The following is a 26,330-nucleotide window of genomic DNA, read 5'->3' on the forward strand; positions in this document are numbered from 1 at the left end:
CGGCATGACGGCGGGGACCAGGAAAATAGCGGTCATCGGTGCCGGCATCGTCGGCGTCTCGGCGGCGATCTGGCTGCAGCGCGACGGCCACGACGTCGTCCTGATCGACAGGGCCGGCCCCGGCGAAGGAACCAGCTTCGGCAATGGCGGGGTGCTGGCATCCTGTTCCGTTGTGCCGGTGACGGTGCCGGGCCTCGTCGGCAAGGCGCCGCGCATGCTTTTCGATCCGAGCCAGCCCCTGTTCCTGAAATGGGGCTATTTGCCCAGGCTCGCGCCGTGGCTGATCCGCTATCTCTCTCACGCCAACGCCACCGCCGTGAAGCGACGCGCCGCCGCGCTGGCGCCGATCATCGGCGACAGCCTGGCCGAGCATCAGGCCCTGTCCGCCGGAACCGGCGCGGAAAGGTGGGTCGTGCCGTCCGACTATGTGTTCCTTTACGACAACCGCGCCCACTTCCAGGGCGATGCTTTCGGCTGGTCGGTCCGCAAGGAGCATGGCTTCGCGTGGGACATCCTCGAGGGCGGGGCCTTCGCGGACTACGATCCGGCCTTCGGCCCGGCGATGGACTACGCGGTGCGCCTGAAGAACCACGGCCGCATCGCCGACCCGGGGCGATACGTCAAGGACCTGGCCGCCCATGTCGAGCGCGGCGGCGGACGGATCGTCATCGGCGAGGCGAGCGATATCGCCCGCGAGGGCGGCCGCGTCACCGGGGTACGCGTCGGCGGCGAGACGATCGCCTGCGATGCCGCCGTGGTCGCGACGGGGGTCTGGTCGCGACCGCTCGCCGGCAAGCTCGGCATCGACGTCCCGCTCGAAACCGAACGCGGATACCATCTCGACCTGTGGGAGCCCAGCATCATGCCCCGCGCGCCGGTGATGATCGCGTCCGGCAAGTTCGTGGCAACCCCGATGGAGGGCCGCCTGCGACTCGCCGGCATCGTCGAGTTCGGCGGACTGACGGCCGCCCCGTCACGCGCCGCGTTCGCGCTGCTCAAGCGGAACGTGGAGGCCGCGATCCCCGGAATACGCTGGAAAGAGACCACCGAGTGGATGGGCCACCGGCCGTCGGTCGCGGATTCGATTCCGGTGATCGGGGAGGTTCCCGGCGTCAAGGGCGCCATTCTCGGCTTCGGACACGACCATGTCGGCCTGACGGGCGGGCCGAAGACCGGACGGCTGATTTCGCAGCTGGTTTCGCGGCGCAATCCGAATATTGACCTTGCGCCTTATGCCCCTACCCGGTTTCGTTAAGATCGGAGTACGTTGAAACGGCTTACTAGAGGGAGAGAGATGTCATGAAAGCAGTGTGGACCTTAATGGCGGCAACGGCCGTCACGATCGTCGGCGCCGGCGCGGCGACGGCCGAGAAATGGGATATGCCGATGGCCTACGCGGCCACCAACTTCCATTCCGAGATCGGCGCCGACTTCGCAAAATGCGTGACCGACGGCACCGGCGGCAAGCTCGAGATCGTGACCCACCCGTCCGGTTCTCTGTTCAAGGGAAACGAGATCAAGCGCGCGGTGCAGACCGGCCAGGCCCCGATCGGCGAGCGTCTGCTTTCGGCGCATCAGAACGAGAACCCGCTCTACGGCGTCGATTCCATTCCCTTCCTGGTGTCGTCGTTCGACGAGCACGAGGCGCTCTGGAAGATCGCCGAACCGAAGATCGCGGAAGCGCTGACCGAGGACAACCTGCACTACCTGTATTCGGTGCCGTGGCCGCCGCAGGGCCTCTACTTCAACAAGGCGATCGGCTCGGTCGCGGACATGAAGGGAACCAAGTTCCGCTCCTATTCGATAGCGACGGCGCGCATGGCGGAACTGACCGGGATGCTGCCGGTACAGGTCGAGGCCGCGGAACTGTCGCAGGCGCTGGCGACCGGCGTGGCCGAAGCCTTCATTTCGTCCGGGGCGACCGGCTACGACCGCAAGGTCTGGGAGCACCTCAGCCATTTCTATGAGGTCGACGCGTGGCTGCCCCGCAATGCGGTCTTCGTCAACATGGACGCCTGGAACGGCCTGGATGACGCCACCAGGACGACCGTGAGCGACTGCGCCGCCAAGGCCCAGGCCGACGGTCTCGCCCGCTCCAAGGAGTACACGCAGTTCACGCTCGACGGCCTGAAGGAAAACGGCATGACCGTCGAGCGCGCGAACCCCGAGCTGGTCAAGGAACTGCAGGCCCTCGGCGAGATCATGACGAACGAATGGCTCCAAACGGCCGGCGAACAGGGCAAGGAGATCGTCGAAACCTACAAGTCCATGTGATGCCGGTGCCGGGACCGGGGCCGGGCGCCCCCCGGTCCCGGCGCCTCATTTCATCAGGGGGGATTTGACCATGCTGGCGACAGGTCGCGCATTGCGGCGAGTCCTCGACGCGGTTTATCTGGCCGGCGGCGTTGTCGCGGCACTGTTTACGGTCGCCATCCTGGTCCTGATCGTGCTGCAGATGCTGGCGCGATGGACGGGGCAGGTGTTTCCCGGCGCCACCGACTATGCCGGCTACTGCATGGCCGGGGCGTCCTTCTTCGCCTTCGCCTACGCGCTCAATCACGGCGCCCACATCCGCGTCTCGATCCTGCTGAACGCCCTCGGCAAGCACCGCCGATGGCTGGAGATCTGGTGCTTCGCCATCGGAACGGCCGCCTCGACCTATTTCGCCTGGTACGCCGTCAGGGGAACGTACTGGTCCTGGAAGCTTCAGGATATCAGCCAGGGGCTGGACGCCACGCCGATCTGGATACCGCAGCTGTCGATGGCGGCCGGCACAGTCCTGCTGGCGCTGTGCTTCTGGGACCACCTCGTCCGCCTGCTGGTGACCGGCTCGCACGGCATCAAGACCGATCTCATCGATCAGAGCCACGCGGAGTAGGAACGGACCGATGGAACAACTCGCTCCGATCGCGATCTTCCTGTTCGTCCTGTTCCTGCTTCTGGGAACCGGTGTCTGGGTCGGGCTCGCGCTTCTCGGCGTCGCCTTTGTCGGCATGGAGCTCTTCACCACCCGGCCGGCCGGCGATGCGATGATCACGACGATCTGGACGTCGTCGTCGTCCTGGTCGCTCACCGCCTTGCCGCTGTTCATCTGGATGGGCGAGATCCTTTATCGAACGCGCTTGTCGGAAGACATGTTCCGCGGCCTGTCGCCCTGGATGGCGCGGCTTCCCGGCGGGCTCGTCCACACCAACATCGTCGGCTGCACGGTGTTCGCCGCCGTCTCGGGGTCGTCGGCGGCGACGCTGACCACGGTCGGCAAGATGTCCGTTCCCGAATTGCGCAGGCGCGACTACCCGGAGACGATGGTCATCGGCACGCTGGCCGGGGCAGCGACGCTCGGCCTGATGATCCCGCCGTCGCTGACGCTGATCGTCTACGGCGTCACGATCAACGAGTCGATCACGAAGCTTTTCATCGCCGGCATCGTTCCCGGCATCGTCCTGGCGGCGATGTTCATGGCGTATGTCGCGATCTACTCGAAGGTCTCGAAGACCTACCATCCCACGCCCGAGCCGGAGATGACCTTCGCCGAGAAGGTGCGGAACTCGCGCTTCCTCATTCCGGTCATCTGCCTGATCCTCGTGGTGATCGGGTCGATGTACCTGGGATTGGCGACCGCCACCGAAGCGGCCGCCTTCGGCGTTCTCGGTTCGCTGGCGCTCGCGGCGGGTCAGGGATCGCTGACCGTCGGCACATTCGTCGAAAGCCTGATGGGGGCGGTGCGGACATCGGCCATGATCGCCCTGATCCTCGCCGGGGCCGCGTTCCTGTCGCTGTCGATGGGCTTCACCGGCCTGCCGCGCGGCCTGGCGACACTGATCGACTCGCTCAACCTGACGCGCTTCGAATTGCTGATGGCGCTGCTCGTCTTCTACATCGTGCTCGGCTGTTTCCTGGACGGCATATCGTCGGTGGTGCTGACCATGGCGGTCGTCGAACCGATGATCCGGCAGGCCGGCATCGACATCATCTGGTTCGGCATATTCATCGTCGTGGTCGTCGAGATGGCGCAGATCACCCCGCCGATCGGCTTCAACCTCTTCGTCCTGCAGGGGATGACCGGACACGAAATGAACTTCATCGCCCGCGCGGCGGTGCCGATGTTCCTGATCATGGTGCTGATGGTTTTCGTTCTGATCGCCTTCCCCGATCTGGCGACGTGGCTGCCCGAGAACATGCGCCAGCGTCCGGGAGGCTAGGCTTTGTCGGTTACCGGCCTTGCGCTGCTCGGTTCGCCGCCCCTGACCCGCTATCGCTCCGCCTCGCTCGCGATCAGCGGCTCGGCCGCGGCGGTATTGAGCCCCAGAGGACTGATGTGACGAGTCTTGTATCGCTGCTGGGATACGCCGCGCGGCACGGCCGGATACTCCTAATCGCCGGGCTCGTCGCCGGCATCGCCCTGCCGGGCGCGGCCGTGGTTATGAAGGCCTGGTTGCCGGAACTGGTCGCGCTCCTGCTGTTCGTCGCCGCGCTTCGCATCGGCCCGCGCCAGGCATTGGGGGCGGTCGGCGACCTGTCGGTCACGGCGGGGCTCACGCTACTGTTTCAGCTTGCGATACCGGCCGCGGCCATCCTCGTCATGATGGCCGGCGGCTGGCTCGACCACCCGATCGCGCTGTCGCTGGTCCTCATGCTGTCGGCGTCTTCCATATCGGGCAGCCCGAACCTGACGCTGCTGACCGGCAACGACCCGGCACCGGCGTTGCGACTGCTGATCTTCGGGACCGCGGTACTGCCGGCGACGGTGCTGATTCCGTTCTGGCTTGTGCCTGAACTGGGGACGGCCGGCGAGGTGCTGCTCGCCGCGGGGCGCCTGCTTGGCGTCATTGCCATCGCCGGCGGGGTCGCCTTCCTGATCCGCGGCTTCCTGTTGCCGCTGCCGGCTCCGGAAACGCTGCGGGCGATCGACGGCCTTTCGGCCATCGCCATGGCGGTCCTGGTGGTCGGCCTGATGTCCGCCGTCGGTCCGGCGATGGTCGAAACGCCGGCCACCTTCCTGTTCTGGCTGGCGATCGCATGCGCCGCCAATCTCGGGCTTCAGGTCGCCGTCGCGTTCGCGCTGCGCAATTCGAGGCTGAAGGACAGCCGGGCGGCCTACAGCATCGTCGCCGGAAATCGGAACATGGCCCTGTTCCTGGTCGCCCTGCCCGCAAGCACGACCGATCCCCTGCTCCTCTTTATCGGCTGCTACCAGATCCCGATGTATCTGACGCCGATCCTGCTGAGACGCCTCTATCGGCCGACATGATCGGCCATGCCCCGCTCGGGGACCGGTACGCCTGCGGTCAAGGAAGGGAGCGTTTCGTTCGAGCCGATCGCGGCAGGGGCCTGTCGCCGAAATCCAGCGTCGACTGCCGTACGATCCTGCCATCCCGGTCGACGACGATCTGGCAACGGCGGCTCTTGTGGAAAAACGTCAGCCGGTAGTGGCCGGCGTCCTCGTCGACCCCGCGCTCGCAAAGGCTCGTGATCGCCCCCTCCCGCATGCGCGTCAGCACGACCGGCGGGTCCAGATCGAGGCCCTTGCCGATCACGCGGGCATCGATGCTGATCTCGCCGTTCTCGAACTCAACCGCCAGGGCGTCGTCTCTCGGTCTCATGACGACGCCTCTGCCGCGGAATACACGGCATCCTCGGTAATCACCGTATCCATCGGGATATCGTGGGGTTGCGGGTGGATGGTCCGGATGGCGGCGTTCTCGTAGCCGACGCCGAACACGCGCGGTTTGCGCGGCAAGGCGGCCAGCGTGCGGTCGAAGAACCCGCCGCCGTAGCCGAGCCGGTAGCAGGACGGATCGAATCCGACGACGGGGGCGATGACGATGTCTGGCAGGACGTCGGCGCCCTCGGCGGGTACCGGGATGTTCCAGATGCCCCGTTCCAGCCGGTCGCCCGAACGCCAGGCGCGAAATACCAGCGGCGCCGCCTTTTCGACCACGACCGGCAGGGCGCATCGCGCGCCGAGGGACGTCATTCGCTCCATGAAGGGGCGCAGGTCCGGTTCGCCCCTGAATGGCCAGTAGGCGCTGATGGTCACCCCCGAGACACCGCCGATCGCGGCTTCCAGCGCGGCGGCGATCCGGCTCCCGTGTCCCGACCGCACCGCGTTCGGGACCGCCAGCCTCTCGGCGATCAGCCGCTCGCGTTCCGCCTTGCGCCAGCGCTTGACGTCGCTTCGCAGGGGAACCGCACCGCCGGCTGCCTCCGCGGGGCCGTCGTCGCCGGCCTCGTGCATGAAGCAGGGCGGCGAAGCGTAGGTCGACGGTGGGTCGTCCGCGATCATGGCCTATCCTCTAGCTGCCGGCGCCCTGCGGCAGCGCAACGTCCGTATCGGGCCGCACCAGCCGCTGCCCCTTCATGACCAGCATGCCGTTGAAGGACGCGATACCGAGTTCGAGACTATCCGCGATCCGGCGCGCGCGCTCGATGAAATGGTCGGCGGCGACGTCGGAACAGATCTCGATGGCCGTTTCCTCGAACAAGGCGAGCCAGCGATCGAAATGGCGCGCGTCGACCGGCAGAGGCTGGTGCGCGTCCATCGGCTGGCCGTGGTAACGGCCGGTCATCAGCGCGACCGATGACCAGAACGCCCGCATCCGCTCCAGGTGCACGGGCCAGTTCCCGATGCGCGCCTCGAACACCGGCCCGAGCAGCTCATCGTTGCGGACCTTCCCGTAGAACGTGTCAACGAGACGCCCGATCAGCGCTTCGTCTATGCCGGTCCGCTCTCTGATCTCTTCGGTTATCAGGGCGCGTCGTTCAGCATGTGTCATGGCATGTCCCAATAGGTATTTCAAATACCTATTTATCATTTGACGCGCGGCATTGCCACCCCGAATTCCGATGCGGACATGCCGCGGTCCAGGCCATTGTGTCGCTCCCGATTCTACGGCTTCGGCTGGCGTTTGGCGCGACAAACCTGTATCCAAAATCAGGCTGCGACATCGCTGGGACATCGCCGGATTGTCATAGCCTGCACGATGCGTCACCGCGGGACCGAAAGGTAAAACGACGTCCATGGGAATCACGTTGCAGGCCAATGACTTGGCGGCTCTTCGAAACACCGCGCTGTTCAGCGGGCTCAACGACGAAACACTGGCCAAGCTCCTGAAGCACGCCAGGATCAACACGCATGCGCGCGGCGAAATGCTTTTCCTGCAGGATGAGCCCGTGGAGGCGTTTTATGTGGTCCTGGACGGCTGGGTGAAGATCTTCCGCACCACGCCGTCCGGCGACGAAGCGGTCATCGGCGTCTTTCACCGCGGCGAGAGCTTCGCCGAGGCGGCCGCGTTCGTGTCCGGAAAGTACCCGGCGACCGGGGAAACGGTGTCGGACGCCCGCCTGCTGCACATTCCGTCCCGGCACCTGTTGGACCTGGTCATGGAGTCACCGGAGATCGGCCTGGCGATGCTCGCCTCGACCTCGCGCCACCTGCATATGCTGGTCAACCAGATCGAGGAGCTGAAGGCCCATACGGGCACGCAGCGCGTGGCACGGTTCCTGTTGTCGCTGGCGCCCGTCCGGTCGGGTTCGTGCACGATCGCGATCCCGTACGACAAGGCATTGCTCGCCGGCAAACTCGGCATGAAGCCGGAGAGCCTGTCGCGGGCATTTCAGCGCCTCAAAGCGTGCGGCCTGTCGATCCGCCGCGACATGGCGATCGTGGACGACATCGCGCATCTGCAGCAGCTCGTGGAACAGGACCGCGCCGAGGTGTTTCGCTCGCGCGCCTGACCGCGCCCCCGATCGCCGCCCCGTTCCGCGCACCTGCTCAGGCCGAAAGGTCCAGACGGACGCCCGCCTCGTCGACGCCGATTACCCGATAGCCCGGATACTGTTCCAGGCCCTCGCGGATGGCCGCCTGCGGCATCACCGCGAAGGCGGTCGACAGCCCGTCCGCCATCGCCGCCGAAGGCCCGAGCACGGAGATCCGTCGCCACACCCCGCCGGGCCTGCCCGTGGCCGGATCGATGAGATGCGGGACGCGGCCGGCGGCATCCAGGACCGTTCCGCGCGGCGCCGTGGTGGCGAGCGCCGTTTCCGCGATATCCAGCCGTTCCTCGGCGGGGCCGTCCCCGTGCTCGGCCAGTCCGGCCTTCCACGGGCGGCCATCGGGATGGCGGCCGAGCGCCCGGATCTCGCCGACATTGACGAGGACGTTCCGAAGCCCTTCCGCGCGCAGGAGTTCGGCGACACGATCCGTGGCATAACCTTGCGCGATGCCGTTCAGCGTCACGGCCATGCCCGGCCTGGAAAAGCGTACCGACGCGTCGTCGATCGCGAGGTTCTTCCAGCCCGTCCTTGCCCGCGCCGCCGCGACGGCCTGCGGATCCGGCCCGCCGGGCGCCGCCCCGGGTTCGGCGAAATGGCGGGCGTAGAGCTGCCACAGCGGCTGGATCGTCGGATCGAACGCGCCACCCGTCACGCCGTGGATGCCGTCGGCAAGCGACAGGAGCGACAACAGATCGAACGGCGGAAGGTCGACGCGCGCCTCGCGGTTCAGCCGGCCGACGACGCTGTCGTCCCGATAGAGACTGAAGATCGCCTCCAGGCGCGCGATCTCGGCGCGCGCCGTCTCGATGATCCGCTGCGCCTCGGCTTCGTCCGGGTGCGCCAGCACGATCGACGTCTGCGCCCCCATGGCGGTCCCGGTCCAGCGGGTCAGCCGCGTCGTGGCCGGCGCCCGGCCCGCCGCGAGCGGAACGACGGCGGCAGCGGCGGAAATCTCGATCAAACGGCGTCTGGTCAGCATTGTCTTCTCCGCGCGGGTCATTACGCCGGTCATTGTGCCGGGACGCCCGGCTCGCCCGACGACGCGGTGTCGACGGGTGAGAGCACGTAGTCTTCGGGAATCTCGGCAAAGCGCACGATCTTGCCACCGTGCTGGCTCACAAAGGTCTCGGCGGCGCTTCGCACGCCAAAGGGGATCGTTTCCGGCACCCCCATCCCGCCGGTCTGCCGGCTGTCGATGACGAAATAGGCCTCGTCGGCGTCCACCCAGTTGGCGTCGCCCGGCTCCGCCCAGCTCTTGGCCCGCCCCATGTCGTTCACGTAGATCGCAGTGATCTCGGCGGTCTCCTCCGGCAACCGGGTGTAGACGACCGCGTCGCGCACCTGAGAGAACCACAGCGGCGCGAGAAGCCCGGCGAGATGGATCTGCGCCTTGGGACCTTCGTGCTCGAGCACGTTCATCTGGCAGTAATGCCCCACCGCCTCCGCCGTCATGGCGACGGGATCCGGCTTCTCGACCACCGCGTCCTCGAAGCAGCCGCCAACGGACAGGGACAGCATCGCGATCATCGCGGCCCGGATCATGGCTCGATCCTCCTGAACACGAACCAGGCGGCGGCGAACGCGGCCACCAGCCAGGCGATAAGGCTTGCCAGCGCGACGCCCGGCGGGAACGGCAGCGCCTCGGCGATACCCGCCATCCCGGTCAGCGTCTTCGCCGCGCCAAGCATCGCCAGATTGAACAGCCGGAACGCATCGCCCGGCGAGGCGACCAGAAGCCAGGGGAACAGCGTCGTCGCGAACACGCCTTCCCGCTCGACGACCACGATGGCAAGGAGGCCCAGATCGTAGAGCACGACCGCCACCAGCCACACGCCGACGGCAAGCGCGGCGGCCGTTCCGGTCTGGCGCACCAGCGCGCTCGCCAGGTAGCCGATCGCGAGGAAGACCGCCCCCAGCAGGATCGATGTGGCGATGAGGCGGACAAGCACGCCGAGGCCGGCAAAGCCGCCGTCGCTGGTAAACGCGACCGCCGCGCCCGATACGCCGTAGCCGACGACCACGGCGATCGACAGAACCGCGAGGTGGCCGACGAACTTGCCCGCGAGGATCTCGAAGCGGGAGACGGGACAGGCAAGGACGAGCTGCAAGGTGCCCCTGTCGATCTCCCCGGCCACCGTATCGAAAGCCAGCAGAAGCGCGATCAGCGGCACGAGGTAGACCGACAGCGTCGCCAGGCTCGCCGCCGTCACCGTCAGGCGGTCGACCCCGACCGTCCCGGTCGGTGCCGAGCCGACCAACGCCAGGATCCCGGCGAACAGGGTCAGGATCAGGACGGACAGGATCACCCAGCGGTTGCGTATGCCGAGCCTGAGCTCGAGGGCTGCAATGGCGAGAATGTTGACGATCATGACTGATCCCCCTGATCCGTCTCGCCGGAGAAATGGCGGTAGACATCGTCGAGGCTCGGCGGGGTGACGTCGATATCCGTGATGGCGGCGCCGAGCGCGCCGATGGCGTTCAGCCGCTCCACCTTCCGGTCGGCCGAGCACAGGATCTCGACGGCGCAGCCGTTGACGCGGCTGCCGCCGAGTTGCTTGGCCAGAGCATCCGTGTCAGCGGACGTCGCCTCGACGCGAATGCGGATCGGCAGCCCGGCCTCCGCCCGCAGTTTCGCCAGGGGGGCATCGGCGACGAGCCGGCCCGACCGCATGATCGCGACCCTGTCGGTCTTCGCCTCCAGCTCGGTCAGGCTGTGCGAGGACAGGAAGACGGCGGTGCCGCGCGCGGCGATCTCGGTGACGATCTCGTAGAACTCCTGCCGCGAGATCGGATCGAGGCCGCTGGTCGGCTCGTCGAGCAGGAGCAGGCGCGGTGCGCCGATCAGCGCCTGGGCGAGCCCGAGCCGCTGCCGCATGCCCTTGGAATAGGTGCCGACGCGCCGATCGGCCGCCACCCCGAGGCCGACCCGGTCGAGCAGCGCCTCCGCCGCCGCCCGGTCGGCCCGCTTCAGCTTGGCGTAGAAGCGGATGATCTCGCGTCCCGTCAGGGACTTCTGGAAGGCCACGTTCTCCGGCAGATAGGAGACCGCCCGCCGCGCCGCCGCCGAACCGGGCGGATGGCCGGCGACCATGAGCGTGCCTTCCGTCGGACGCAGGAAGCCGAGGATCATCTTGAACAGTGTGGTCTTGCCGGCGCCGTTGTGTCCGAGCAGGGCGACACGCTCGCCGGCCGAGACCGAAAGGCTCACCCGGTCGACGGCGCGATGGCGGCCGAAGTCCCGGCACACGGAGCGGGATTCGAGAATCGCGGTCATGACCGGCCTCCTTCGCCGGGCACCGGAATGTCCACCGGTGTCATGAGCGGCGCGCTGTCGACAATTCCGCCGGGTAGCAGCGCCGGGAACTGGGATTGCGACCAGCGCACCAGCTGGACCGCCGGGCTGCCGAGCAGGAGCTTCGCCGCCGGCTGCGTCCACAGCACCTGGTCGATGATGTCGTTGGGGCGATAGGCGCTGTCGGCTATGCCGTCGCCGTTGACGTCGAAGGCGGCGTGATCGCTCCAGTAGTTGCCGCGGCCCGCATCGCTCCATTCGAGATAGCGCGTGCCGACATACTTCACCTGGGTCTGATTGCCGATGAAAGCGTTGCCGACGATGGTGTTGCGGTCCGAGCCGGCGGTGAAGTGGATGCCGATCTCGCAAGCCTCGAACCGGTTGTCGGCGAGCCGGTTCTTGTTGGCGTTGTACATGAACAGGCACTTCTCGGCCGCCGCGCGCACGTAGTTGCCTTCGATCGTCGCGCCATTGGCATAGTTGAGCATGATGCCGTAGTCGCGATCGTCGATCGAAATATTGTCGCGCACGGTCAGCCCGTCGGAGAACATCAGGGCGTAGCCGAGATGGTTGCCGACCGAAACGTTGCCGACGATCTCGCCGTCGCCGCCATACATGTAGTGGACCGCGAAGCGCAGATCCTCGAACCGGTTGTCGCGAATGACGTTGCGCGCGCTCGTGTTGACGAAGATTCCGTCGCGGCCCTGGCGGACCGTGTTGCCCTCGATGACCGCGCCAGCCGCGTTCCACACATAGACGCCGTTGCCGCGCTCGTTCATGCGGAAATCGGTGCGGCCGACCACGAGATTGCCCGCCACCCGGGCATCCCTGGCGCCATGGATATCGATCCCGTAGAGGTTCCCGATCGATTCACTGTCCAGGACGGCTCCGCGGTCGGCGGTCTTCGTCAGCTTGATCCCGGAATCGATCGACTGGTGCGACGACCCAGAGCCGGACACCCGCACCCTGGACACGACCACGTCCGGCGCCGTCACGGTAATCACGGTGCCGGTTCCCCCGCCCTGGATCTCGACGCCGTCCGTTCCTGCGACGGTGAGCGGCTTTTCGATCAAGATGGCACCGGAATAGACGCCGGGACGCAGCCGGAGGACATCCCCCGGCTGCGCGTTGTCGATGGCCGCCTGCAACGCGCCCGGCGCCGGCGCCACGACCGTTTCGGCGGCCTGCGCCGAAACAGCCGCGACCGTGGCAGCGAGCAACGAAGACAGCGTCAGGCGGCGCAGCATGGATCAGGCGCTCCGCGGCTCGACGAACATGCGGCCGCGCATCTCCATGTGGAGAGCGTGGCAGAACCACTGGCAGTAGAACCAGTGGACGCCGGGCCGTTCGGCGATGAAGGTGACCGAGGCCGTCGCCTGCGGCGCGACTTCCATCGCCACGCCGTAGTTGGACATGGTGAAGCCGTGCGTGAGGTCGTCGACGTCGTCGATATTCGTGACGTAGATCGTCACCTCGTCACCCTGCTTTACGGTGAACGACTCCATCGAGAAGGTCGGCGCGGCCGAATACATGTAGACGCGCACCTTGTTGCCGTCCCGGATCGGCTCGTCGGCACCATCTTCCAGGTCGACGCCGTCGGCTTCCGCCTGCTTGCGCGCATCTTCCCACATCGGGTCGTCGCGGTCCCAGACGATCTTCGGGTTCACCTTCGAGGCATGCACGATGATGCTGTCGTGAGGCTCGGCGAAGGTCGGCCCGTCATGCACGATCTTCATGTCATCGGACGAAATGTCGATGAGCTGCTCGTTCTCCGGCTTCAGCGGGCCGACGTTGAGGAACCGGTCCTTGGAGAACTTGTTCATCGATATCAGCCACTTGCCGTCCGCTTCCGCGGTCTCGCCCATGCTGGTCGAATTGTGGCCCGGCTGATAGTGGACATCGACCTTGGAAATGATCGGGTCGACATCCTCGCCGGCATAGGCGCGGACGGCCTTCTCGATGTCCCACTTCACCACCTGGCTGTCGAGGAAGAGCGTCGTGAAGGCGTTGCCCTTGCCATCGAAGGCGGTGTGTAGCGGTCCAAGGCCCAGTTCCGGCTCGGCGACGATGCACGAACGCGGCTCCGCGTCGCTCTCGAACAGGGCGTCGACCTTCTCGACGTCGATCACCGAGCAGGTCGGCGACAGCTTGCCGTTGATGACGACGTGCTTCTTGTCCGGTGCCGTGTTGCAGCCGTGCGGGCTGTTCGGGATCGGCACATAGCGGGTGTATTTCTTGTTGTTGCCCTTTCGCCCGTCGATGACCTTGACGCCGTTGAGCTCCTGATAGTCGCCCTCGGCGACGCCCTTCTCGATCTCCTTGAGATTGAAGATCACGACGTGGTCCATCTCGTTCGCGGTCATCTCGGCGAGGTTCATCCCCATCTCCGAGTTGTAGCTGGTCGAGAAGGCATACTTGCCCTGGTAATCGCAGTCGGTGTTGTCGAGATTGCCGCTGACGATCACCTGCCAGGCGACTTCCATCTTGTCGCCGTCGATCGCCGTGAAGATGTTCACGTATTGCGACGGATCGTCAAGGATCTTGCCGTCGTTGACCAGCGGCGCCTCATGCTCGCCGTTGGCGAAGATGTAGCCGGTCCGCGGATACTTCTGCGGCCGCATGCCGTGGATATCGTTAGCGTTGGGGATCTCGATGATCTTGTCGCACTTCATGACGTCGCAACGCACACGGGCGACACGGGTATTGGCCTTGTCCTGCATGAACAGATAGCGGCCGTCGTAGGTGCCGTCGGTGAACGACATGTGCGGATGGTGAAGGTCTCCGTTCTGGTAGGTCTGGAGTCCGTGCGCCGCGAGAAACGCCTTGGTTTCCGGCAGAAGTCCCTCGGTGAGGATCTTCAGCGACTCGTTGGTCTGTCCCCACCCGGTCGCGGAGCAGCGGTTGAACACCGGAATCCGCATCAGCTCGCGCATCGAGGGAACGCCGACGATGCGCATTTCGCCCGTCTGCCCACTCGACCAGAAGCCGTAGTACTCGTCGAGTTCACCCGGCGACAGCTCGTACTTGGGCGTGCTGCCCTGGGCCAAGGCGGGTGTGACCGATGACGTCGACAACAGCGCCCCGGTTCCGCCAACAGCCGCACCTCCGGCGACGAAGGCCGTGGTCGCGGTGCCAGACAAGAGGGTCCGTCTGGAGATACCCTCTTTATTGTGTTCAGCCGTCATTTCCCTTCTCCTTCTTCTGGAACGTGGGTGCAGTTTTCATTCGGCGGCGGCAGGCGCCTCTTTGGCGGAATTCGCCGCCGGCTTGGCAATGCCAGTGCGCTCCTCGAAGCGTCTGCGCTTGGCGAGCTTCGCGATGACGACCGGGCATTTCTTCTCGTGCTGGTACAGCACCTGGCAATGCAGGCACTGCAGGCATTCGTTGGGATTGATGTTGCCTTCCGGGTGGATGGCCTGGACCATGCACTCGTTGGCGCAACGCGCGCAGGGATTGCCGCATTCCCGGTAGCGCTTCAGCCAGTCGAACATGCGCAGCCGTGCGGGAATGGCGAGCGCCGCCCCCAGGGGGCACAGGTAGCGGCAGTAGAACCGCTCGACGAACAAGCCGACCGCCAGGATCGCGACCGCGAACAGCACGAACGGCCAGGCGCGCATGAACTTCAGGATGATCGCCGTCTTGAAGGGTTCGACCTCCGCGTAGTGCTCGGCAAGCTCGAGCGAATAGAGCGACATCCCGAACAGACCGAGGAAGATCAGGTACTTCACCGGCCACAGGCGCTCGTGCAGCCCCCACGGCACCGCGTATTGCGGTATCCGGATCAGCTTGGCGAACCGGTTGGTCAGCTCCTGCAGGGCCCCGAACGGGCAGAGCCAGCCGCAATAGGCGCCGCGCCCCCAGAACAGGAGGGAGGCCGCCACCGAGAACCACAGGATGAAGACGAGCGGGTCCATCAGGAACGCGCTCCAGGAGAAGTTGTGTACGAGGGCGTTGAAGAACGCCAGCACGTTGACCACGGAGAGCTGCGCATTCGCGTACCAGCCCAGGAAGAAGAGCGTCACCGTCAGGTATCCGATGCGGAACCAGAACGTCAGGCGCTCGTACCGCGTGAGCTGCATCTGGAAGAAGAACGCCGCCGTCAGAATCAGCAGCATCGCGCCCAGGACGACGACCTCGAGGCGCTTGGTCACCCAGATCCGGCGCCACAATTCGTTCGATTCCGAAGCCTCCGCCTGGGCGATCGGCGCCATCTCCGGCTGCGGCTGCGGCTGCGCGGCAATGGACTTCAGATAGGGCGCCGGCGTCTGGTAGCCGAGGTCGAAGGTCAGGAACAGTTTCTCGATCGCCCCGACCGGTCGCTGGGCCAGAAGCTGCAGACGGAACGGCTTTGCCGGATCAAACCCGATCCCGGCCGGGATCTTGAAGATGTCGAGTTCGGAGAAGGTGGGCGCATCGTCCGTCGCCAGCGTGCCCAGCCGCCGGTGCTGACGGTCGAAGAAGCGTGCCGAGACGTCGCCCTGGATGAGCTGGATGCGATCGAAGATGCCGCCGCGAACGTAGCCCGAGCCCTTGAACGAGTACCGGCCGCGGCCGAGGACAAGGATGGCCTGCTCGCCCTCTTCGAGCCAAGCTTCGAGATTGCGGTATTCCGCCTCGCCGAGAAGGCTGCGGCCGATGGTCGGCACGCTCACCAGCGCAACATAGAGGTCGATGAAGCTGTCCTCGGGCGCACCCTTTTCGGGATGCTTGCGGGCACGGGCATCACCGTGACGGGCGAAGGCCTCGTTGATCTGGCCAACGTCGAGGGACATGCGCCGGACCGAGCCGTCGCCGACAAGCGTCTGCCAGTCCAGCACCTCTACGGGTTTGTCCATGTCGATGGCTTTGGTCGGCCCTGCGGCCGCGGCGCCGCTGCTCAGGCCGCCAAGGCCAAGCGCCCGGGCCACCTTCAGTCCCGCGCGGACGATCGAATCGTCGATCACCATGATCGTGACGGTCGCGCCCGAGACGATATCCAGATCGTGCGCCGACCCGCCGGCCGCCGCCTCCTTCTTGAGATCGAGGCCGGCGTAGCCCTCGGTGACCGCCTTGATGCGGGAATCGGGGATGCCGATCAGCACGATCGGCTCGGAATGCTTGACGAGCCGGACGCCGGTCAGCACCGCATCCGTGTCGATGCCGACCAGGGTGTGGATCGGCTTGCCCGAATAGCCGGTCGTCTCCACGAAGTCCGACGTGAGAAAGACATAGCCGATCGTCTCGCCGTCCCGGATCGCCGGAACGACGAGGGTTGTCTCGTCGAGCGGGCCGTACTCATCGGCGCCGGGCACAAGTTCGCCGACCGGCACTTCGCTCGTGAAGGTCGTGACGATCGGCGCGCTGTGACCCTCCGTGGACGCCAACAATGTCAGCGCGACGAACATCGCCGCGATTGCCCGGAGATAAGAAAATCGCGGCACTAGTTGGAGCATCTATTCAGCCTTGGCCCGACAGTGTGGTGCGGATCGCGGATCGATCAGCGACATCCCACGCGGTCTGAAACTCGACCGCGCCGACCGGACTCCAATAGGATGGAGGGGGTCCGGATGCCTTGACTTTGGTTAAGTATTTTCGCAGCGGAGAACCCTGCTGATCGGCGCGCATGAAAGGGCGTTCGGTGCCGTATGGGACCGAATGAAACGGGACGCGAAATTCGTGAGAAGTCTCGTGAAAACGGCCGGAATAAAGCGGCGCCCGGGAACCGCACTGAGGGTATCGGAGGGAGGCCCATAAAGTCGAACCACGTGTCGCGTAACCGTTTAGCCAGACGTCCGGCCGATGGCCGGGATACCTTTTCTCGATCCGATCACATTTCCCGAGGTTAGTGAATATACTTGGAGCATCCGGGCGCCCGCTTTTCGGGCAAACTGCGCATCTGATAGGCAGGCATCAATGGGCAAAGCCCGCGGACGGCCTTAGCCGAACACGGTCCCCCTACGCGACGAATGCCTCGGGCCCCATCCGGTCCGGCCTTGCCCGCGGGTGGTTATCGGTCGAAAGAACCGGCGGGCGAGCCGAGGTTCGGACGGGGAACGAGACTGGCGATGACAAGCAACGCCAGACCACTCGGGATCGCCATCGCCGAAAGCGGCCCGCAAACGGTCACAGCAAATCCAGGGCGCGCTCGATCTCGGCGAGGTTGGCGTTCTCTCCGCCCGACATGCCCTCGCCGGACGCGCGCTTCAGGGCCCTGGCATCCTGTGCCCATTCCGTCAGTATCCGGCGTTTCTCCACCTTGGTGAGGCCGGTATCGCCGACGACGTCCATCGGGTGGCCATAAGCGCCCCGCGCGGCGTTGCCGGGGGTGTCGATCGGTGTCTGCGGCAGGCGGTCGATCATTGCCATCTCCCTATGTCGATACGGGCCGGGCCGGCCTGGAGGGGCCAAGCAGCAGCCACAAGATGAACCCGACCACCGGCAGGACGAGGATCAGCAGGATCCACAGGACCTTGGAACCGGTGGAGGCGCCCGATCCGACGGTCTTCACGATCGCGTAGATATCGAGAACCAGAACGACGAGGCCGAACAGGCCACCAACTTCAACGCCCATTTGCCTGTCCTCCTCAATTCGGCGCCGAGCGCCGGTTCCCCTTGTAGACGGCCTGGTCGCCGATGCCGGTCTGATCGACCCGGGCGTGAATGCGCGCGATCGCCTTTGCGACCTCATCGCTGTGCTCGGGTCCGTTCCGGCGCTGTGCCGAGACCGCATCCGCACCATATCGGGCTGTGCCTCGCGGCGCTTTAACTGGTGATTTCTGTCCCATGTCGTCGTCTCCGTTCTGTCGTGAATCGCAATGGCGACTGAACCGCACGGCTCAGTCCGCGATGATCGCGCGCAGCATCCAGACAGCCTTCTCGTGGTAGGTCAGGCGCCCGGTCAGAAGATCGTGGCTGACGAAGTCGCCCTTCTGCTCGGCCAACTCGGCGGCCTCGCGCATCTTGCGGCACAGCCCCTCGTGGTCGGCGATCAGGTCCCTGATCATCTCGCCGGCCGTCGGCGCCGTCTTCTCGATGCGGATGGCACTGTCGCTGAGCACATGGCGGTCCGTCAGGGGCGCCGTATGCCCCAGGGCGCGAATCCGCTCGGCGAGTTCGTCACAGGCCTCGAACAGGTTCTGGTAGTGGTCCTCGGTCATCTCGTGAAGCGGCTGGAACAGCGGGCCGACCACGTTCCAGTGATAGACGTGCGACTTGATGACGAGCACATACGTATCGGTGAGGATGCCGGAGACGGACGCGGCGATCGTCTTGCGATCCGCCGCCGCGATACCCGTGTGCACGTCTTCCCTGTGAGGTTTGACCTTCAGAACGTTGCTGGCGCGGGCCATTTTTTTCTCCCTGTTGGTGCCTTGAGGGGATTCATCGAGATCAGCGCGCCCCGGGACGAACCGCGAGGCGTCACACCCGACCAACGCGCGCCATCGGCTTTGGTTCCTCCCGGTCGGCCGGCAGATCACCGGTCACGGCTGCAGAATCAAAAAGGGGCCGGCCGCGATTTCGGGCGGCCGGCCCCTGTCGAAACGATCTTTCCCCGTCACGCCCGGCGGGCAAGGTGCATCACCACCGACACTGCCAGAGCCACGAGGAAGATGAAGAAGAGGATCTGCGCGATACCCGCGGACGTGCCCGCGATTCCGCCAAACCCCAGCGCACCGGCGATCAGTGCGACAACGAGAAAGACCAAGGCCCAGTAAAGCATCCTGCTCTCCTTTCGATCGATAGTGTGCCGTGCTGATAGATGAACGCCGGAACGCGGCAATGGTTTCCGCCCGCTCGTCACGCGCAGCAAAAACGGGCGCCGAAGCGCCCGTTGATCGAAGACCGGATGTGTGCCGGAAGTCTCAGCCGCTGGCGACCGCCTGCGGCTGCGTCCCGGCGCGCGTGTCGAAGAACAGCGCCTGACTGATGACCGCCTTCACGGTGTCGGTCTGGAACGGCTTCGTGATCAGGAAGGCCGGCTCAGGCCTCTCACCGGTGAGAAGACGCTCGGGATAGGCGGTGATGAAGATCACCGGCACGTCGATTTCCGTCAGCATCTCGTTGACCGCGTCGATGCCCGAGCTGCCGTCGGCCAGTTGGATATCGGCGAGCACCAGGCCCGGACGTCGATCGCGCGCCGCGGCGATCGCCTCGCCATGTGTCCGCGCGAGGCCGGAGACCTCGTGACCGAGCCCCGTCACCAGCGCCTCGAGGTCCATGGCGATCATCGCCTCGTCCTCGATGATGAGCACGTTGGTAGACACCTGCGCGGCGATCTCGCGCCCGGCTTCGTCGATGAGCGAGCGGACGCCGTCTTCGTCGCTGTTCAGGATGGTGGCGGCCTGCGGCAGCGAGAAATCCTCCACGGTCGTCAAAAGGAAAGCCTGGCGCGCCCGCGGCATGATCGCGTCGAGGTTGCGCTCGAACGGCGTCGCCGGTCCGTCGCCCCGGTGGTTGATGTCGATCGTGCCCCAGATCCCGACCAGCACCTTGTAGAGCGCAACGCGCGGCTCGAGCGCGGTGTCGAACAGGCCCTGATCGGCGATGATCGCTTCAAGGCAGGCCGCGACATAGGCGTCACCACTTGCCTGCGTGCCCGTCAACGCACGGGCAAACCGCCGCAAATACAGAAGATGCGGCGCAATCGTCATGGCGATCGACATATGGACTCCCTCTGAAAACCCCTGACTATTGTTCTTTAAACGCGGAATTCGGCCGCTGGTTCCCGCCGATCCGGTTATTTTCTCGGAGCCTTGGAACCATTTTGTGGCGATCGCGTTTCGCCTTCGGGAGTGGCAGCCGCCTAACCATCGATCCGGCCGCCATGGGGAGCACTGATGTCCAGCGACGATGAAAGCAAACACGACGTGACCAAGCCAGAATCGCAAACCGAGGCAAGTGCCGCTCTGGACGAGGGTCTGCAGGCCCATATCGGCGTGCAGCTCAAGTCCATGTACGACTCGTACCTGAACGAACCGATCCCCGACCGGCTCGTCGAATTGCTCGAACAGCTCGACCGGGTGTCCAGGGAAAGCGGCCCGGACGCCAGCCCGGACAGCCATCGGGCCCGGCGCGAAGGGTCAGGCGGAGAGTCAGACGAATGAACCCGCGCAAGGAACTCCTCGAGCACATCCCCAATCTGCGCGCCTTCGCGATGTCGCTGTGCGGAAGCCCCGACCGCGCCGACGACCTGGTGCAGGAGGCCTTGGTCAAGGCTTGGAGCAAACTCGATAGCTTCGAGGAAGGCACCAACATGCGTGCCTGGTTGTTCACCATTTTGCGCAACGGCTTCTATTCCGAACTGCGCAAGCGGCGTCGGGAAGTCGAGGACGCCGATGGCGCCATGGCCGCCCAACTGGCGACCCATCCCGCCCAGTCCGGCCACATGGATTTCAAGGATTTCCGCGCGGCGCTCGAACAGCTTCCGCCGGATCAGCGCGAGGCGCTGGTCCTTATCGGCGCATCGGGCATGTCCTACGACGAGGCTGCGGAAATCTGCGAATGCGCCGTCGGCACCGTCAAGAGCAGGGTGAACCGCGCCCGCCAGAAACTGGCCGAAATCCTCGCCGTGGAGTCGGTGGCGGAATTCGGCCCCGACCAAACATCGCAGCCGATCGTCACCCCGGCATCGACGACCCGGTCCGTGGCTTGAACGACCACTACGGCTCCATCCTTCACAAAATGGCGATCGATGTGGAACCTTTCGCTACCTCGCGCGTTTCCGGCGAGGGTATGGGTGCGTTTGTATGACAGCCGCGCAAAGTCGTCTTGCAGCCTTCGCAATCGTGGCGATAGCAATCGCCGCGTCGGCGTTCGCCTACATGTCGTGGCGCCAAAGCCAGGTGTCGGCGTTCTCGGCCTCGGCCAAGGCGGCCCTCGCGAATGTCGATCTGGTCCTCGATCGCGCGCTCCTGACGGTGCGCGCCGTCCAGGGCCTCTACGCCAGCCAGCCGGCGGCCAGCGAAGAGGATCTCACCCGTTTCGTGGAAGGCATGGGCCCGGTCCTGGGCCTGCGCTCGCTGATCTATCATCCGCGCGTGAACGCTGAACGACGCGCCGCGTTCGAGGCCGGCCTGCAGCGCAGCGGCAAGAGCACGTCCGGAATCTGGGCGATCGAGGACGGCCGGCGCGTACCCGCCGATGCCAGTCCCGTCTACTACCCCGTGAACGCATCCTACTTCTTCCCCAACGTGGCACCGGTCTACGGCTTCGATATCCGATCCCACCCGCAACGTCGGTTTGCCGTCGATATGGCGGCCCAGTACGGCCTCGGCACGTCGACCGAGGTCGTGACCTTCGTCACCAGCGGCGAAGAGCCGGTGCAAGGGGTCATTTTCTACAAGCCCGTGGTCGTCGGCGGAGAGGTCGTCGGCATCGTCAGCGGCAGCATCGAACTCGACCAGCTCATCGCCATCGCCAGGTCCACATCCGCCGACATTCGCGACGTCGAAGTCGAGATCGGTCCGCTGGAACTCGCCGGTGGCGCGCCGGTCGATTCCCCCAACGTGACGGACGATTCCGAACCGTTTCTCGTTGTCGACCAGCAGAACCATTCGGGCCGGCTGTGGCAGATCAGGGTCAGCGGCGGGCCCGGCCTGACCGACTATGCCCGCGGATACGCGCTGATGACACTGGTGCTTCTGGCCGGCTTGGGCGCCGCCGCCGCCGTCATCGGATACTCGACGGCCGCGCGGCGCGGCCGCGACCTGCTGTCCGCCGAAACCCGGCTGCGCCGGACCCTCGACGGATTGGTGCCGCTGGTGTTCATGACGGATCCGCGCGGCCGGGTCATCACCGCGAACCGCACGGCGCTGGATCACGCTGCGAACGGCGAGGCCGATCTCGTCGACAGGACCATCGACGAGCTGCCGCTGTGGGACAGCGATCCGGCCAACAAGGACGCCTTGCATCTGGCGATCGCCCGCGCCGCCGAAGGAGAGGAAAGGCGCCTTGACGTCTTGTCCACGGAAACGGAGGCGGGACAGTCCGTGTACGACGTCTCGGTCAGGCCGATCGCCGCGGTCAACGGGGAAATCACCCATATCGTCGTCTCCGCCCTCGACGTCACCGAACGTGTCGAGGCTGCCGAAACCGAACGCTTGCTGATGCGCGAGCTCGACCATCGAATGAAAAACACCTTGCAGGTTGTCCAGGGTGTCGTCCGCCGCACCGCACACAGCCATGACACGGTCGATTCCTTCGAGAACGCCCTGCTCGGACGTATCACGACCATGGCGCGCGCCCACGACCTGCTCGCCCGCGAGCGTTGGGTCGGCGCCGATCTCAGAACCGTCGTCCTGCAGGAGATCCAGCCCTTCGAGGAAGGCCGCTCGATAACGGTCACCGGGGCGCCGATCCGGATAAATCCGAAGGGGGCGCTCGCTTTCGCGCTGGCGATGCACGAACTCGGCACCAACGCGATCAAGTATGGGGCCCTGTCGGTGGCGGATGGGCGGCTCGATATTGACTGGTCGCTCGAAGGCGACGACGACGACCGCAAGCTGATTTTTCACTGGCGCGAGAGCGACGGACCGAAGGTCCGGATCCCGGAGCGGCGCGGCTTCGGGTCGCTGTTGCTCGAGCGCAGCATCACCTACGATCTCGATGGCAGCACCTATCTCGAATTCGCGCCGGAAGGCGTGAACTGCCGCATAGAAATCCCATGGGACCGGATCAGGCCGATGACCGCCACCATCCATTTCCGCGAACGCCTCGCCAAGGGGGCAATGGCATGAGTGATCAGGCGCGCGTCCTCATTCTCGAGGACGAATTCATGATCGCGATGGAGTTCGAGACGGTACTGCTCGACGCGGGATACCGGGTCGTCGGCCCGGCGGCGGATGTCGCCGCGGCGATGGGCTTGATCGACGGCGAGAGGCCGGACGCAGGCGTTCTCGACGTCAACCTCGGACGCGGCGAAACTAGCGCGGCGGTCGCGCAACGATTGGGCGATCTCTCTATCCCCTTCGTCCTGTGCACCGGCTACCAGACCTCCGAACTCGTCCAGCGCTACGGCGACACCGTGCCAATCCTGCAGAAGCCGGTGGATGCGGTGAAGCTCGTCGAGGTGCTGCGATGCCTGATGTCTCCGTCTCCCTGAGCGGGCTTCTGCGGCCGTGGGCCCGTCTGGCCCGCAGCTTCGTGGCCGTACCCGCGCTCTTCGCGCTGCTGGCCATCCTGCTGGCGGTCGGCGCGCTGCAGCTCGATCTCGGCGGCGACCATGTGTCGGACACGATCGACCGCGTGCTGCCGCCGCTCAATCCCGATACCGCCAGGACGCTGCTTTCCGTCATCGCCGGATCGATGATGACGGTGCTGAGCCTCGTCTATTCGCTCACCCTGATTGTCTTCACGCTGGCCGCCGGCAATATCGGCCCGCGCCTGATCGAACGTTTCACCAACGACCGCACCACCCAGGTGACCGCCGGCCTCCTCGTCGGCACCTTCGGCTACACCGTCATTGTCCTGAGCCGCATCGACGCCGAGACCGTGCCGCGCGGCGCCACCTTCGGCGCCCTCCTGTTGACCGGCGTGACACTGGCGTCCCTCATCGTCTTCATCCGCTCGGTCGCGGAAAGGGTCTCGATCGACAACGAGATCGGTCGTGTGTCGGCCCAGCTCATTGACGAACTCGAGAAGATCGGAGCCCGCGAAACGGCTGACGACCTGCCGCTCGAAGACCTGCGCGGGGATGGCGCGGCCACTACGGTTTCCAGCGTCGCCGATGGCTACGTGACCGCGCTCGACGCCAACGCCATCTCGGCTGCGGCGCGCGAGGTCGACGCGTTCGTCGAAATGAAGGTCCGGCAAGGCGACTTCGTGATCGCGGGACAGGAAATCGCCGTCGTCACCGGGGCGGAGGATCTTGAGGGCCTCGACGATGTCATCCGCTCGGCGATGTTCCTCGAGCGACGGCGAACATCGGAGTCCGACGCGGAGTTTTCCGTGCACCTTCTGGTCGAGATCGCGATGCGGGCGCTGTCGCCTGGGGTCAACGACAGCTATACCGCGATTGCCTGCATAGACCAGCTCTCGGCGGCCCTGGCGCTGCCGGTGCGCGGCTACGCACCGCCGCCGCTGACCAAGGACAGCGAGGGCACGCCGAGGCTCTGGTTCGACGGGGTCTCGGTCGAGACCCTGGTCGGCACCGCGCTGCATCCGCTGCGCCGCGCCTCGGCCGGCAACGTAACGGTGACGCTGCGCCTGATCCGCGCCATCGGTCGCCTGGCGAGCGTCGCGCACTCCTCGCACCATGACCTCCTGGAGAAGCACATCGAGTTGATTCTCGAGGACGCGCGTCGCGAGATCGGCAACGATGCCGATCGGGACGAGGTCGAGGCGGCCGCGGCTGCGGCACTCGAAAAACTCAGCGCTGCACCGGCGGATTGAGCTGCTCGAGCGGAATCACGAAATTCGCCCGCACCCCTTGCTGCGGAAACTGCAGGTCGACCTGCGCATCCAGCGACCGCGCCACATTCTGTTCGACGACGATCCGCCCGAAGCCGCGGCGCGTCGGCGGCTCCACCGGCGGCCCGCCTGTCTCCTGCCACTCGAAATGCAAGGCGACGTCGTCGCCCGTGCCATCGAGCGACCACGTGACCGTCACGATACCCACGTCGTTCGACAGCGCCCCGTACTTCGCCGCGTTGGTGGCGAGCTCATGCAGCGCCAGCGCAAGGACCTGCGTCGCCTCGGGCGTCAAGTTGACGTCAGGCCCCTCGACGACCACGCGTGAGCGGTCCTGCGGCATGTAGTGCCCGATCTGACCGCGAATCACCTGTTCCAGGCGGGCACCCGACCAGTTCTCGGCCACCAGCAGGTCCTGTGCGCCGGCCAGCGCCCGCAGCCGTTCTCCGAATCCGTCGACGAATTCCGCGACCGTGCCGGCCTGCTGTGCGGTCTGCCGCGCGATCGCCTGCACCACGGCAAGCAGGTTCTTGGAGCGGTGAGTCAGCTCGCGCATGACGAGGCGCATCTGCTCCTCGCTGCGCTTGGCATCCGTGATGTCTATCGCCGCGCAGGTGACGCCGGTGACGACGCCGTCGACGGCAACGGTCGGCTCGACGAACAGATCGAACCAGCGAACCGCATCACCGCTGTCGACGCGGATCTCGCCCGAGCGCGGCTCCTTCGCAGCCATCGCTTCCGTCTTCAGCGCCACGATCGGCGTCAGGTCGGGTTCCTTGTGGAGGTCGGCGTCGGTCTTGCCGACGACCGGCCGGAGCGCGGTATCGTTCCTGTTCGTCCAGATGTAGCGAAGATCGGTATCCTGCGAAAAGACGACGATATCGCCCGATCTGAGCGCAACGTTGAAGCGCTGCACCGATTCCGACAGACGGCGGCTGAGATCGGCGCGCATTTCCTCCAGCCGCTTCGGCCCGGTAATGTCGATGGCGGTGCAGGCGATCCCGGTGACCCCGCCCTGGCCGTCGGTCAGCGGCGTGACATCGATGCGGTACCAGGAGGACGCATCGCCGTTCGGGATCTCCACCTCGAAGGTGTCGGGCCTGCTGGTTTCGATCGCGCGCCGTTTGTGCCCGACGATCGTCGAGCACGCCGGCTCGGGGAACAGAGCTTCATCCGCCTTGCCGACGACATCGGTCTCGTTCATGCCTAGCCAGGGGTTGTGGATCCAGGTGTAGCGCAGGTCCCGGTCCTGCGAGGACACCGTGATCTGCGCGCCGCGCGTGGCCGCCTCGAACAGTTGCCGCACCTCGGCGAGTTCCCGGGTCCGCTCGGCGACCTGCCGCTCCAGGTCGCGCCGGGCCGCCTCTAGGTCGCCATAGGCGCGGTCGCGCGCCGCGGCTTCCTCCACAAGCCGCTGGTTGATCGCCTCGATCTGGCGCGGCGAGGCAATGGCCACGAGCCGCGGCAACATTCGCCAGACGACGATCGCGGTCATGATCGACACGAAGGCCGTCGCCGCCTTGGCCATCCCGTCGAGACCGTAGTACGGATACCAGAGCGTCAGCAGGCCGCCGAGATGGGTGATGCCGCACAGGACGATGAAGGCCGAAAACAGGATCGCGATCTGCCTGGCCTCGCCCGTGATGTCCCCCCTGCGCCTGGCGAAGACCACGATGGCCAGCGGAATGGCGAAATAGGCGGCCGCGATGCCGGCGTCGGATATCGCATGCAACGCCACGAGGTCCGGTCGCCACGTCATGCAATAGCCGTGCGGCACGAAGTTCGCCGCGCCGAAGAGATACTCAACGATCTGGTCCATTACCGGCCCCTGAAGAACGGAGACAATCGGCGATCGGGACTGGCTCCGACGCCTTTT

27 protein-coding genes are annotated in these 26,330 nt (G+C 65.8%); 11 read left to right on the plus strand and 16 right to left on the minus strand.

Annotated elements, in window-relative coordinates:
• The first annotated feature begins 4 nt into the window (after positions 1 to 4).
• The 5 genes from ACSF9G_RS21500 to ACSF9G_RS21520 all read left to right on the plus strand — a co-directional run bounded on the left by ACSF9G_RS21500 (position 5) and on the right by ACSF9G_RS21520 (position 5,251).
• Positions 5 to 1,255, plus strand: a complete 1,251-nt coding sequence (locus ACSF9G_RS21500; protein WP_436644201.1) for an NAD(P)/FAD-dependent oxidoreductase — start codon at positions 5 to 7, stop codon at positions 1,253 to 1,255.
• Between the two features lie 44 nt (positions 1,256 to 1,299).
• Complete coding sequence (locus tag ACSF9G_RS21505; RefSeq protein WP_436644202.1) at positions 1,300 to 2,274, plus strand: TRAP transporter substrate-binding protein; 975 nt, start codon at positions 1,300 to 1,302, stop codon at positions 2,272 to 2,274.
• A 70-nt stretch (positions 2,275 to 2,344) separates the two neighbouring features.
• Positions 2,345 to 2,878: a TRAP transporter small permease gene (locus tag ACSF9G_RS21510; RefSeq protein ID WP_436644203.1), complete on the plus strand. Its 534-nt coding sequence runs from the start codon at positions 2,345 to 2,347 to the stop codon at positions 2,876 to 2,878.
• 10 nt (positions 2,879 to 2,888) lie between these two features.
• Positions 2,889 to 4,202 carry a TRAP transporter large permease gene (locus tag ACSF9G_RS21515; RefSeq protein WP_436644204.1) on the plus strand — a complete coding sequence of 438 codons (1,314 nt, stop codon included), beginning with the start codon at positions 2,889 to 2,891 and terminating at the stop codon, positions 4,200 to 4,202.
• Between the two features lie 116 nt (positions 4,203 to 4,318).
• Positions 4,319 to 5,251, plus strand: coding sequence for a GumC domain-containing protein (locus tag ACSF9G_RS21520; protein WP_436644205.1), 933 nt, complete (start codon positions 4,319 to 4,321; stop codon positions 5,249 to 5,251).
• A 37-nt stretch (positions 5,252 to 5,288) separates the two neighbouring features.
• On the opposite strand, the gene ACSF9G_RS21525 is transcribed toward ACSF9G_RS21520, so the two are convergent.
• The 3 genes from ACSF9G_RS21525 to ACSF9G_RS21535 are packed head-to-tail and all read right to left on the minus strand — an operon-like array spanning position 5,289 to position 6,776.
• Positions 5,289 to 5,603: a DUF6522 family protein gene (locus ACSF9G_RS21525; protein WP_436644206.1), complete on the minus strand. Its 315-nt coding sequence runs from the start codon at positions 5,601 to 5,603 to the stop codon at positions 5,289 to 5,291.
• The gene (locus tag ACSF9G_RS21530; protein ID WP_436644207.1) at positions 5,600 to 6,286 is read right to left on the minus strand and encodes a 5-formyltetrahydrofolate cyclo-ligase; all 687 of its coding nucleotides are present in this window, start codon (positions 6,284 to 6,286) and stop codon (positions 5,600 to 5,602) included. Before ACSF9G_RS21530 ends, ACSF9G_RS21525 begins: the two co-directional genes overlap by 4 nt.
• A gap of 10 nt (positions 6,287 to 6,296) precedes the next feature.
• On the minus strand, positions 6,297 to 6,776 hold the full coding sequence (locus ACSF9G_RS21535) for a group III truncated hemoglobin (protein ID WP_436644208.1): 480 nt from the start codon (positions 6,774 to 6,776) through the stop codon (positions 6,297 to 6,299).
• A 271-nt stretch (positions 6,777 to 7,047) separates the two neighbouring features.
• Here ACSF9G_RS21535 and ACSF9G_RS21540 point away from each other — a divergent pair, with 271 nt between their 5' ends.
• The gene (locus ACSF9G_RS21540) at positions 7,048 to 7,737 is read left to right on the plus strand and encodes a Crp/Fnr family transcriptional regulator (RefSeq protein WP_436644209.1); all 690 of its coding nucleotides are present in this window, start codon (positions 7,048 to 7,050) and stop codon (positions 7,735 to 7,737) included.
• A 37-nt stretch (positions 7,738 to 7,774) separates the two neighbouring features.
• Here ACSF9G_RS21540 and ACSF9G_RS21545 read toward each other — a convergent pair whose 3' ends face one another.
• The 12 genes from ACSF9G_RS21545 to ACSF9G_RS21600 all read right to left on the minus strand — a co-directional run bounded on the left by ACSF9G_RS21545 (position 7,775) and on the right by ACSF9G_RS21600 (position 19,710).
• Positions 7,775 to 8,755: an FAD:protein FMN transferase gene (locus tag ACSF9G_RS21545; RefSeq protein ID WP_436644210.1), complete on the minus strand. Its 981-nt coding sequence runs from the start codon at positions 8,753 to 8,755 to the stop codon at positions 7,775 to 7,777.
• Between the two features lie 29 nt (positions 8,756 to 8,784).
• Positions 8,785 to 9,318 carry a nitrous oxide reductase accessory protein NosL gene (locus ACSF9G_RS21550; RefSeq protein WP_436644211.1) on the minus strand — a complete coding sequence of 178 codons (534 nt, stop codon included), beginning with the start codon at positions 9,316 to 9,318 and terminating at the stop codon, positions 8,785 to 8,787.
• Positions 9,315 to 10,145, minus strand: coding sequence for an ABC transporter permease (locus ACSF9G_RS21555; RefSeq protein WP_436644212.1), 831 nt, complete (start codon positions 10,143 to 10,145; stop codon positions 9,315 to 9,317). The genes ACSF9G_RS21550 and ACSF9G_RS21555 overlap by 4 nt, the downstream gene beginning before the upstream one ends.
• The gene (locus ACSF9G_RS21560) at positions 10,142 to 11,050 is read right to left on the minus strand and encodes an ABC transporter ATP-binding protein (protein ID WP_436644213.1); all 909 of its coding nucleotides are present in this window, start codon (positions 11,048 to 11,050) and stop codon (positions 10,142 to 10,144) included. The genes ACSF9G_RS21555 and ACSF9G_RS21560 overlap by 4 nt, the downstream gene beginning before the upstream one ends.
• Positions 11,047 to 12,315: a nitrous oxide reductase family maturation protein NosD gene (locus ACSF9G_RS21565; RefSeq protein ID WP_436644214.1), complete on the minus strand. Its 1,269-nt coding sequence runs from the start codon at positions 12,313 to 12,315 to the stop codon at positions 11,047 to 11,049. The genes ACSF9G_RS21560 and ACSF9G_RS21565 overlap by 4 nt, the downstream gene beginning before the upstream one ends.
• A gap of 3 nt (positions 12,316 to 12,318) precedes the next feature.
• Entirely contained in the window at positions 12,319 to 14,253 is a 1,935-nt protein-coding gene (gene nosZ, locus ACSF9G_RS21570) for a TAT-dependent nitrous-oxide reductase (RefSeq protein WP_436644215.1), read from the minus strand.
• 36 nt (positions 14,254 to 14,289) lie between these two features.
• On the minus strand, positions 14,290 to 16,452 hold the full coding sequence (locus ACSF9G_RS21575) for a 4Fe-4S binding protein (RefSeq protein ID WP_436644216.1): 2,163 nt from the start codon (positions 16,450 to 16,452) through the stop codon (positions 14,290 to 14,292).
• Positions 16,453 to 17,170: 718 nt separating this feature from the next.
• A complete protein-coding gene (locus ACSF9G_RS21580; RefSeq protein WP_436644217.1) occupies positions 17,171 to 17,407 on the minus strand; it encodes a hypothetical protein in 237 nt (78 codons plus the stop codon).
• A gap of 10 nt (positions 17,408 to 17,417) precedes the next feature.
• Complete coding sequence (locus tag ACSF9G_RS21585; protein ID WP_261617225.1) at positions 17,418 to 17,618, minus strand: PLDc N-terminal domain-containing protein; 201 nt, start codon at positions 17,616 to 17,618, stop codon at positions 17,418 to 17,420.
• 265 nt (positions 17,619 to 17,883) lie between these two features.
• Entirely contained in the window at positions 17,884 to 18,396 is a 513-nt protein-coding gene (locus ACSF9G_RS21590; protein ID WP_436644218.1) for a Dps family protein, read from the minus strand.
• 206 nt (positions 18,397 to 18,602) lie between these two features.
• A complete protein-coding gene (locus tag ACSF9G_RS21595; protein WP_261617228.1) occupies positions 18,603 to 18,767 on the minus strand; it encodes a DUF1328 domain-containing protein in 165 nt (54 codons plus the stop codon).
• Between the two features lie 142 nt (positions 18,768 to 18,909).
• Positions 18,910 to 19,710, minus strand: coding sequence for a response regulator (locus ACSF9G_RS21600; protein ID WP_436644219.1), 801 nt, complete (start codon positions 19,708 to 19,710; stop codon positions 18,910 to 18,912).
• A 174-nt stretch (positions 19,711 to 19,884) separates the two neighbouring features.
• Here ACSF9G_RS21600 and ACSF9G_RS21605 point away from each other — a divergent pair, with 174 nt between their 5' ends.
• From ACSF9G_RS21605 to ACSF9G_RS21625, 5 genes are all read left to right on the plus strand, one after another.
• Entirely contained in the window at positions 19,885 to 20,151 is a 267-nt protein-coding gene (locus ACSF9G_RS21605) for a NepR family anti-sigma factor (RefSeq protein WP_436644220.1), read from the plus strand.
• Positions 20,148 to 20,699 carry a sigma-70 family RNA polymerase sigma factor gene (locus ACSF9G_RS21610; protein ID WP_436644221.1) on the plus strand — a complete coding sequence of 184 codons (552 nt, stop codon included), beginning with the start codon at positions 20,148 to 20,150 and terminating at the stop codon, positions 20,697 to 20,699. Before ACSF9G_RS21605 ends, ACSF9G_RS21610 begins: the two co-directional genes overlap by 4 nt.
• Positions 20,700 to 20,868: 169 nt before the next feature.
• Positions 20,869 to 22,782 (plus strand): HWE histidine kinase domain-containing protein, encoded by a 1,914-nt coding sequence (locus tag ACSF9G_RS21615; protein WP_436644222.1) that lies wholly within the window; start codon positions 20,869 to 20,871, stop codon positions 22,780 to 22,782.
• Entirely contained in the window at positions 22,779 to 23,147 is a 369-nt protein-coding gene (locus tag ACSF9G_RS21620; protein ID WP_436644223.1) for a response regulator, read from the plus strand. Before ACSF9G_RS21615 ends, ACSF9G_RS21620 begins: the two co-directional genes overlap by 4 nt.
• Positions 23,123 to 24,436 carry a DUF2254 domain-containing protein gene (locus ACSF9G_RS21625; protein WP_436644224.1) on the plus strand — a complete coding sequence of 438 codons (1,314 nt, stop codon included), beginning with the start codon at positions 23,123 to 23,125 and terminating at the stop codon, positions 24,434 to 24,436. The genes ACSF9G_RS21620 and ACSF9G_RS21625 overlap by 25 nt, the downstream gene beginning before the upstream one ends.
• On the opposite strand, the gene ACSF9G_RS21630 is transcribed toward ACSF9G_RS21625, so the two are convergent.
• Positions 24,414 to 26,273, minus strand: a complete 1,860-nt coding sequence (locus tag ACSF9G_RS21630; RefSeq protein WP_436644225.1) for a sensor histidine kinase — start codon at positions 26,271 to 26,273, stop codon at positions 24,414 to 24,416. The two genes, ACSF9G_RS21625 and ACSF9G_RS21630, sit on opposite strands and share 23 nt — an antisense overlap.
• Positions 26,274 to 26,330: the final 57 nt, after the last annotated feature.

The sequence above is a fragment of the Microbaculum mangrovi genome (assembly GCF_051390635.1).
Lineage (GTDB): Bacteria > Pseudomonadota > Alphaproteobacteria > Rhizobiales > Tepidamorphaceae > Microbaculum.